Annotated in this window: 6 protein-coding genes (1 of these 6 only partly in view); all 6 read left to right on the top strand. The window is 39.2% G+C overall.

All coding sequences use genetic code 11. The features are described 5' to 3' along the window. Tightly spaced (at most 47 nt apart), the 6 genes in view from LEP1GSC190_RS08085 to LEP1GSC190_RS08060 form a layout consistent with a single transcriptional unit that may run on beyond the window. Positions 1–1,677: the 3' portion of a PAS domain-containing sensor histidine kinase gene (locus LEP1GSC190_RS08085; protein WP_004280597.1), read on the top strand. Its footprint begins 558 nt before the window's first position; only the last 1,677 of its 2,235 coding nucleotides appear in the window; the start codon falls outside the window, past its left edge; the stop codon is at positions 1,675–1,677. Beyond that, positions 1,640–2,899, top strand: a complete 1,260-nt coding sequence (locus LEP1GSC190_RS08080) for a hybrid sensor histidine kinase/response regulator (RefSeq protein ID WP_002761030.1) — start codon at positions 1,640–1,642, stop codon at positions 2,897–2,899. Before LEP1GSC190_RS08085 ends, LEP1GSC190_RS08080 begins: the two co-directional genes overlap by 38 nt. 15 nt (positions 2,900–2,914) lie before the next feature. Further along, positions 2,915–3,277, top strand: coding sequence for a response regulator (locus LEP1GSC190_RS08075; RefSeq protein WP_002761064.1), 363 nt, complete (start codon positions 2,915–2,917; stop codon positions 3,275–3,277). Between the two features lie 7 nt (positions 3,278–3,284). Beyond that, positions 3,285–3,659, top strand: coding sequence for an STAS domain-containing protein (locus LEP1GSC190_RS08070; RefSeq protein WP_002761069.1), 375 nt, complete (start codon positions 3,285–3,287; stop codon positions 3,657–3,659). Between the two features lie 2 nt (positions 3,660–3,661). Beyond that, on the top strand, positions 3,662–5,803 hold the full coding sequence (locus LEP1GSC190_RS08065; protein WP_004280697.1) for a chemotaxis protein CheA: 2,142 nt from the start codon (positions 3,662–3,664) through the stop codon (positions 5,801–5,803). 47 nt (positions 5,804–5,850) lie between these two features. Then, positions 5,851–8,778: a methyl-accepting chemotaxis protein gene (locus tag LEP1GSC190_RS08060; RefSeq protein WP_002761038.1), complete on the top strand. Its 2,928-nt coding sequence runs from the start codon at positions 5,851–5,853 to the stop codon at positions 8,776–8,778. Positions 8,779–8,787 lie beyond the last annotated feature (9 nt).

Here is an 8,787-nt window from a genome sequence, read left to right as displayed (position 1 = left end):
CTCTACCTTTTTAAAAATTCGGAAAACGCGGATTCAGCCGAGCTTTATCTGGAAGTAAACGATCCTTCTATGGATACGTCCGAAATCCCGACGACCCAATTGATCATTTACAAAGAAGATTACATCCGTTGGAAAAAAATTTTTTCCTCGGGCGGCTATTTGCAGGGAAACGTATCCGAATTTCCGGAAAATGAAAAAAAATTTTTCAATCAAAGAGAAACTCGTTCTGTCACTTTGATTCCTCTTTTTGTTTCCAACGAATGGTTTGGTTTTGCCGGATTCGAAAACCTCAAAGCGATCAATGTGATCAAAGAGGAAATTTTTACGATTCGAACGTTTGTAGATTTGATCAGCGTATTTCTAGAACGTAAAAACGTATTAGAAGAATTGAAAATTCACAGGGAAAAACTCGAAGTCCTTGTAAATCAAAGAACAGAGGAGCTAAACCTTCAAAAGGAAATGGCAGAAAAAGCGAACAGAGCCAAATCCGAATTTTTGGCAAACATGAGTCACGAACTCAGAACACCTCTTAATTCCATCATTGGATTTTCCAGACTCATGCAACTTCCGATGGAAATGGAAAAAGAAAATAAATATAAGGATTTGATCTTTCATTCCGGCGTTCATCTTCTAAACATCATCAACGACATACTCGACCTATCCCGAATCGAAGCCGGAAAGTTAGTTTTGAATGAATCCGATTTTGATCTCAAGGAATTGATTTCTACGTCAATTGAAATGATTCTAGGAGAAGCGATCACAAAAAAAATCGGAATGACTTTCCAATATTTTCCGGAAGAAGCAGATTTTGAAATCAAAGCAGATCCGAAACGAATCCGACAAGTCATCCTCAATCTGCTCGGAAATGCGATCAAGTTTACGGATCCTTCCGGTGAAATTCTAATTACATTAAAAAAACTCGAAAACGATTACGAACTTTCCGTTCAGGATTCCGGAATCGGAATCCCTCAAAACGAAATTCATAGAATTTTTGAAACGTTTCATCAGGTAAAAAGAGAAGATCAATCCGCTTATGAAGGAAGCGGGCTCGGTCTGCCGATTGTAAAAAAGATCGTGGAAGCCCATCAAGGTTCCATTGAAGTAGAAAGCGAGCCCGAAAAAGGGAGTAAGTTTAACGTTCTCTTGCCGCATTTCTCTTATTTGGAAAAGCAAAATGCACTCAATTCAAACGTTCAAGCCGGATCTTTTCCTCAAGACATAACTTTTCAGGAACTAATTTATCCAGCCGAACTTAAATCAATACCTGTTCTGCTTGCAATTCTAGATAGAATTTATGACCGAGCCATTGAAAAATATTTCATACATAACTTTCAAGAGTTCATTACGTTACGTACCACGAAAGATTTTTCCAAAATACCGCAAAAAAGCCTCGATTCCCACAGAATATTATTATATGATACACGCTTGCTTTTGGAAGAAACAGAAGTTGTCAAATCCTTGAGAGTTTTTTTAAACGAAGATCCCAAGTTAAGTCATTTGGTCCTTTTGGAAACCGCGGATATTCCACTTCCCTTTCAAGAAGATCTGCTTTCATTCTTCCCGGATTATACGATCCAGAACCCGTTTTCCTTAGATAAATTGAAATCGATTTTAATCGAGATTGAAAAGGAGATATGTCTTGGAGACCGAACTGAAAAAAAAGAATACTTTTCGTAAAATTCCAAACGATCCTATTTTGATCGTGGAAGATAAACAAGAGAACAGTATTCTTCTGGAAAGTTTATGTGACGAACTGGGTGTAAAACATGAAGTTGCGTCTAACGGAGCAGAAGCTCTAAAAAGGATTGAAGATAAAAAATATTCCCTTTTTATTCTGGATTTGATGATGCCCGTAATGGACGGGGGGGCCTTCCTTACAAAGCTCAAAGAGATTTATCCTAACGCTATTGTTCTCGTCCAGACTGCAATCGATAGAAACGAAAAAATCATAGAGATCATGAAACTCGGGGTTTTCGATTACATTTTAAAACCGATTTATCCCGACATCTTCCTCAAAGTTCTTCAAAAGGCGCTGAACTATTGTTATCTCAAAAATATGGAAGAGAATCTGGCCAAGATCGAAGATCAGAAACTGAGAAACCAGCTCGAATGGCTTACCTATAAAGAAACAATTCGTAAATCCGACAGTGAATCCTTCGAGAAGAATTCGATCCACAGTTTAAAAACGTCACTTTCCCAAGGAAGCGGGATCGGCGCTATGACCAGTCTTTTGGATATGATTGATTCAGTTAAAATACAGGAAGAAAATTTTTACAAAGTCGATAAGGAAATTTTGGATCTTCTTCTTACAAATAATCGAATCACGAAAAATATGTTGCTCGGTCTTGAAAAACTGCTGGATCTGATCGATCAAAACTTCGAGTTCTCCTCCGTTTCTACCAAATACATTTTGGAAAAAGTCAAGGAGCTTCCAGAAAATTTAAACTCTTTCTTGATGTCCAAAAGAGTTTCTGTCACTCTTCCCATTTTTAAAAAAGAATATAAGGTAAACGTAAATCTTTCTCTTTTGTATCTTGCAATGGAAGAATTGTTCCTCAATGCGTTCAAATATTGTTCGCCCAATTCTCAGATCGATATTTTTGCGAACGTCAACCAAAGCTATTTCTGTATAACGTTTAAAAACCGAGTAATTGAAAAACCTTACGGAGGTATTCCAGAAAAGTTCGAACAACTTGTAATCCAACCTTTCTTTAGGATTTATCCCCCGGTTGAAAACGTAAGTCACTTGGAAAAGTTTGGTCTCGGCCTTGGACTAACTGCAGTGGATCATATCGTTCGTAAACATCACGGATTATTCTTTATCCACAACGCAAACGACCATACATCCGAAGACGTAAGCCTCTGCGTTCTCGCAGAAATTTTTATTCCGTTGGTTTAATAAGGAGAATAAAAAATGAAACGAATTCTCATCGTAGACGATTCGGCTGTCTTTAGAAAGATACTCAATCTGCATCTAAGTAATTCCGATTTCGACATTTTAGAGGCTGTGGATGGACAAGACGGATTGGACAAACTACAAAGCGACAAAGTTGATCTCATAGTAAGTGATATGAACATGCCGAACATGGACGGAATTACGTTCGTAAAAGAAATCAAGAAAGATCCCAAAAATAAATTTACTCCGATCATCATGCTAACTACGGAATCCCAGGTGGAAGTAAAAAACGAAGGGCTGGCCGCTGGTGCTCGAGCTTGGCTCACGAAACCATTTTCCCCCGAAGAACTAGTCCAAACTATCCATAAATTATTACCTTGAGCTAAATATGCCATTTTTATTATATACAGATCCTCAAGTAGTTCCTTCTGGAAGCTTAAACATTTCCTATTCGAAAGTTACGATCGAAGGTGAACTTACTATTTATGAAGCCCTCGAATTTAAGGAGAAGCTCGATTCTGTTTTTAGAGATTGTTTTCCTTTTTTAGAAATCGATCTTTTTAAGATACAAAAGATCGACACTTCTTGCTTACAAATTTTGCTCTCATTCAAAAAGGAGGCACAACGAATAAACGCTGACATTCGGTTTGTCAATTACAGCCACGTCGTTTCAAAGTTAATCGATTTCTACGAACTTTCCGGGCTTTTAAACAACGATAGCAAACTTTCCAAATCACTTCAACTTGAAGCGAGCAAGGATTAAGAATGGATCTTTCCGAGGTTAGAGCTACGTTCATTTCCGAATCGGAAGAGTTACTTTCTTCTATGGAATCCAATCTTTTGATCTTGGAAAAAGATTCTGAAAACGAAGAAGGAATCCATTCCGTCTTCCGAGCAATTCATACCATCAAAGGAACTTCCGGGATGTTCGGTTACGAACCGATTGAAAAATTTACTCATGAAGTGGAAACTCTTCTAGACCGGATTCGTTCGAGAAAACAAATTCTCACCAAAGAGGGAATCGAATTTTTATTCTTAGCCTGCGATCATATTCGCCATCTTGTAGAATCGGTGGAGGACACAGACACGTTGATTTTGGATCCCAAAACTTCCCGGAAACAAGCCGATCTAATGTCGCTTGCAAAAAAATTGCTCTCTGAAAATTTTTCGAACGATCTCAAAAAAGATTCCGCCTCAAAAAGTTCACAGACGTCCTCAGGTAATTTAAACGTTCCTTCCAATTCCGCGTATTGGCAGATTACTTTGATCCCGAACCAACATCTTTTTGAATCTGGGATGGATCCGTATACGTTTATTAAATACTTAGCTCAATCCGGAAATATCAAACACATTTTCGTTTATCCTGAATCTATTCCCAATTGGCAGGAATTTCATCCGGAACATTCTTATCTAGGTTTTGAAATTTCATACGCGTCCCCTACAGAAGGTGAAGAAATTCATTCCACATTCCAATTTTTGAAGGAAGAAAGTTATCTGAAAATCCTTCCTCCAAAATGTAGCTTGGACTTCTTTGAACAAAATTGTAAAGACTTTCCTTTAGGAAGAGAAGCTTACTTATACGCTCTTGAAATTCAAAAAGTATTAAACGGTGACGAACTTCAAAGGCTCAGAAACATTTTTGTTCACACTACCGAAGATGTCTATTCTCCGCTGAACGTTGCCACAATAGAAAATGGAAAAGAATCCGAAACTATCAAAATACAGACAAAAACCCTTAGAGTCGATTCTTCCAAAATAGATACGTTAATCGCTCTTGTCGGAGAATTGATCACCCAAGAAGCAAATCTAAGCAGAAGGATCATAGACACAGAAGACACTCAATTGATCGAAAGTTCCGAATCCCTTTATAGGTTGGTTAGCGAAATTCGAGAATTCGCGTTGAGTCTTCGAATGGTTCCGATTGCAGATTTATTCGAAAAGTATAAACGTGTAGTGCGCGATCTTTCCAAAGAGCTGAATAAACAAGTAGAACTCGAAATTTTCGGTGGTGAGACAGAACTAGATCGATCGGTAATCGAAAAGATCGCCGATCCGATCGTTCACATTTTACGAAACGCTCTCGACCACGGAATCGAAACTTCGGAAGAAAGAATTCTCAAAGGAAAACCCGCAGCGGGTAAACTTCAGATCCAAGCAAGTCACGGCACTGGAAGTATTCTCATCGAAATCAAAGACGACGGAAAAGGTTTAGACGGTGAAAAGATCGTTGAAAAAGCGATCTCTAAAGGACTTATAGCGAAAGACCAGACCTTATCCGAATCGGAAATTTATTCTCTAATATTTCAACCCGGTTTTTCCACAGCAGAACACGTCACCAATCTTTCCGGAAGAGGTGTAGGTATGGATGTCGTTTTAAAAAATATTGAATCCTTAAGAGGAACCGTTCAAATCCAAACGGCAAAAGACCAAGGGAGTTCCTTTCACATTCGTTTGCCTCTTACCCTCGCTATCATAGACGGTTTTTTAGTCAGGGCGTCTGGCCTATTTTTCATAGTTCCGATGCAGATGGTTCGGGAGACGGTGGAATCCAAAGTCGTTTTAAACGGCTCCTTTTCAGGGACCATGAATCTGCGAGATGAACTTCTACCGATCCTCCATCTTTCCAGTTTTCTTTCCCTGGAGACCAATACATTCTATAAAGAGAATATACTAATTTTAGAATATGAAGATAAGTCCTTTGGAATTGTGGTCAATGATCTACAAGGAGAAATCCAATCCGTTATCCGCCCTATGGCGGAAATTTTTAAAAGCATCAAATGTTTTAGCGGCACTTCGATTTTAGGAAGTGGGGAAATCGCGTTCATACTCGACGTCCCCGGTTTATACAATTCGATCCGAGACCAAGAACAATCCAAAAACAAGGAGCTTGTCGTTAAATCGGGTTAAATTTTCAGAGAAATAAATTTTATAAATTTTGAATATGGAGAGATCAAATGTTTCGAAAAAATTTAGGTGTTTGGATCGGCTTAGCTATCACAATAAACGGGTTTGTTTTTTTATCGATTCAGAATTTTCGGAATGTACATTCTGAAACGGAAGCTCATTCGACAAAATATCTAGAATCGGCGCGACACTTCTACGAAATTCTATTAAAAACGGAGGAATCGATTGGAGAATTTTCGCTCCATATATCCTTCGAGAAAGACAAAGAAACTCTCGTTTCTGATTTGGAGGGAATAGAAAAAAATCTGAAAAATCTAAGATCCGCTCTTTTTGAATCTCATTCCGAAGAGGAGCCCGCGATTAAAAAACTCGATCAAAAAATTTCAACCTTTTCTACAAACACGAAGGAATTGAAAGAAAAAATTTCAAGTTCTAAGGACCTGAAAAAAGAAATTACTTTTCTTTTAAAATCCGATTTCTTTTCAGAACTTTCCATTTTTAGACAATCCAAATCGGAAATACTCAAGGAGCTTTTAAGAACAACCGAAACCGCTTCCGTTATTCCTGTTGGAAGCCAGGATCATTTTTGGATCACGATTGTGGAATACGCTGGAGTATCGATTCTTCTCATTTCCGTTCTGTGGTGGTTCAATCGTTTTAGTCATAAAACGATTCTCAAGTTAGAAAGGGAGTTTTTGAGAATGAGAACCGCAGTGGACAACGTGACCACGAACATCATGATGGCGGATCGTAATTTTGACATTGTTTATATGAACAAAGCAATTCGGGAAATGTTTGGTAAAGCCGAAACAGACATCAAAAAGCAACTTTTGAATTTCAATCTTACCGATTTGATAGGAACCAATATAGATACCTTTCATAAAAATCCTGCACATCAACGAGGTCTTTTGAATCAACTCACCGGAACTTTCCGTTCTTCGATCTCCATCGGTGGCAGGGATTTCAATTTGATCGCTAATCCGATCACAGATGTAAATGGAAATAGATTAGGAACCGTCGTGGAATGGAGCGATGTCACGGAACAAAACAAAATCCAGCAACAAAGAAAGATCGAAAACGAGGAACTAACTCGCGTTAAAGTGGCTCTCGATAATGTAACTACGAACATTATGATGGCGGATCGAAATCTAGATATCGTTTACATGAATAAATCTATCCGTTCCATGTTTCACATCGCGGAGACGGACATTAGAAAACAATTTAGCAATTTCAATCCGTCCAGTTTAATCGGAACTAACATCGATACGTTTCACAAAAACCCCTCCTATCAAAGAGGGCTTCTCAATAAATTCACGGATACATTCCGTTCTTCAATCAATATCGGCGGAAGACAATTTAATCTGATCGCCAATCCGATCATAGACGAAGCGGGAGATCGTTTGGGCTCGGTAGTCGAGTGGAGCGACGTTACAGAACAAAATAAAATCGCCGAACAAAGAAGGATCGAAAACGAGGAATTAATCCGTGTGAAAGTCGCTTTAGACAATACGTCTACAAACATCATGATTGCCGATAACGAATTCAATATTCGTTATATGAATAAAGCCGTCGTAGAAATGTTTCAGATCGGAGAAGCGGATATTAAAAAACAATTCGCTCATTTCAATATTAAAACCCTAATCGGATCAAGTATCGATCAGTTTCACAAAAATCCAGCACACCAAAGAGGTGTCCTCAGTAACTTTATCGGAATTCATAAAGCCACGATCAAAATCGGAGGAAGAACTTTCAATCTGATTGCCAATCCAATTGTGGACACAAACGGCAAAAGACTCGGTTCCGTTGTGGAATGGTCGGATGTTACTAACGAACTCGCGGTTCAAGACGAAGTGGAAGGGATCGTCAGTGCTGCCGCAAAAGGAAATTTTATGACTCGGATTTCTTTGGATTCAAAGACCGGATTTTTTCTTAATCTTAGCCAATCTCTCAACCAACTTTTGGAAGTCAGCAATGTAGGTTTAAATGAGGTCGTAGAGGCTTTGGAAAGAATCTCCGCGGGAAACCTCACACAAAAGATCACGAACGAGTACCATGGTACTTTCGGAAAATTGAAAGAATATTCCAATACCACCATGGACAAGTTAAACGATATCATCGGAGATATCATAGTTCGCTCTTCAAGTCTTGTGACATCGGCTAGTGAAGTTTCTTCCACCGCAAATTCTTTGAGCCAAGGTGCTTCTGAACAAGCCGCAAGTGTGGAAGAAACCACTTCTTCTCTGGAAGAAATGACTGCCTCCATTGACCAGAACGCACATAATTCCCGTCAGACGGAACAAATTTCTTCCAAGTCTTCTAAAGACGCGGAAGAAGGAGGAACTTCCGTAATTGAAACCGTAAAAGCGATGAAACAGATCGCAGAAAAGATTAGTATTATTGAGGACATCGCCTATCAGACCAACTTACTCGCGTTAAACGCCGCAATCGAAGCCGCAAGAGCCGGAGACCACGGAAAAGGATTTGCAGTCGTTGCATCTGAAGTTCGTAAACTGGCAGAAAGAAGTCAGAAATCTGCGAATGAAATTAGTAGTCTGGCGGGAAGCAGCGTAGCTATCGCCGAAAAAGCTGGGGAACTCATTTCTCAAATCGTTCCTTCAATTCGAAAAACCGCCGACCTTGTCCAAGAAATCACCGCTGCAAGTGACGAACAAGCCGCAGGAGTTTCCGAGATCAATAAGGCGATGGGACAATTGGATCAGGTTTCCCAGCAAAACGCTTCCGCCTCGGAAGAGTTAGCCGCCATTTCCGAAGAAATGAACGCACAAGCAGAACAACTTAGGGAATCCGTTTTGTTCTTTAAGATCTTGGAAAAAGACGGTAAAAAAATGACGAACGGCGGAGGACTTCTGTACAAAGAATCAACCGGAATGTTAAAAACAACTCCTACAACTCGAAAAGAACTGGCGAAATCGGAATCCGCAGGAATGTCCGTCCCTGAAAAATTTGAGAAATATTAAAGAGGATAA

It is taken from the genome of Leptospira mayottensis 200901116 (assembly GCF_000306675.2).
In the GTDB taxonomy this organism is placed as follows: Bacteria; Spirochaetota; Leptospiria; order Leptospirales; family Leptospiraceae; genus Leptospira; species Leptospira mayottensis.
The sequence above is the reverse complement of the archived record's forward strand: the minus strand, read 5'-3'. Positions and strand labels throughout refer to the sequence as shown.

Excerpts from the sequence above, each read along its gene's own strand:
- LEP1GSC190_RS08070 (WP_002761069.1), top strand. The coding sequence starts at position 3,285 with ATGCCATTTTTATTATATACAGATCCTCAAGTAGTTCCTTCTGGAAGC.
- LEP1GSC190_RS08075 (WP_002761064.1), top strand. The coding sequence starts at position 2,915 with ATGAAACGAATTCTCATCGTAGACGATTCGGCTGTCTTTAGAAAGATA.
- LEP1GSC190_RS08065 (WP_004280697.1), top strand. The coding sequence starts at position 3,662 with ATGGATCTTTCCGAGGTTAGAGCTACGTTCATTTCCGAATCGGAAGAG.
- LEP1GSC190_RS08060 (WP_002761038.1), top strand. The coding sequence starts at position 5,851 with ATGTTTCGAAAAAATTTAGGTGTTTGGATCGGCTTAGCTATCACAATA.